We start from the raw sequence: 654 nt of genomic DNA, 5'->3' as shown, positions 1-654 counted from the left end.
GTTTAAGCGGCTTTTGCCAAAATCTTTTCCATCTCTTGTTCTATTTCCCCTAAAAAGATTTCGACCGCTTTATTAATCTCTTCAATGTATTGCTCATCACGGTTGACGCGTTTGATTTTCATTCTCAAACCAGTAGATCTGCCTACAAAGTTTGGATTATAGCTCATGAAATGACACCATTTTCGCCCCGTGCACGCCATTTGGAATTGCATCTGTGCGATATATTCAGGCTTGATTTCGTCATATATAAAGAAGCGCAAATGCGTGGTTGATTGTGGGCATTTGACCTCAACTAAGCCGTCCTCTCCAATGAACCCATCAGGACTTGCACCTGCCATTTTCATTTTTGGGTGTGGAATAAACCCGCATCTTGTGACTTCTGTGTCATAAATGAATTCATATTCTCTCAAGGCATTCTCTTCATGTTCAATGCCCCATTGCATAGCTGGTGTTATATAAGATTGGCTTATTTCCTCTATTAATCGCTCTGTCATGAGTTTGATTTTGTAGTCTTCATATTTGCTGGTAGGCAAACCTTTTGCTGTCTTACTGAGTATGTTGTAAACATTAGATGCCGTGACTTTTCCTAGCCGCGCTTGAAACCATTCTGCTGTTCTTTGTTCCATCTCACACCGCCGTTCTTTGTTCTTGTGG

Annotated in this window: 1 protein-coding gene; it reads right to left on the bottom strand. The window is 41.0% G+C overall.

The window, feature by feature from the left end; translation table 11 throughout:
* Positions 1-2: 2 nt before the first annotated feature.
* Positions 3-626: a lambda exonuclease family protein gene (locus ACFIK6_RS10165; RefSeq protein WP_375677621.1), complete on the bottom strand. Its 624-nt coding sequence runs from the start codon at positions 624-626 to the stop codon at positions 3-5.
* Positions 627-654: the final 28 nt, after the last annotated feature.

It is taken from the genome of Bartonella sp. AS69XJJH (genome assembly GCF_042195585.1).
Lineage (GTDB): Bacteria > Pseudomonadota > Alphaproteobacteria > Rhizobiales > Rhizobiaceae > Bartonella.
Note: the sequence above shows the minus strand (reverse complement) of the source record. Positions and strands in the feature narration are given on the sequence as shown.

Coding starts and splice junctions, on each gene's coding strand:
- ACFIK6_RS10165 (WP_375677621.1), bottom strand. CDS start 626: ATGGAACAAAGAACAGCAGAATGGTTTCAAGCGCGGCTAGGAAAAGTC.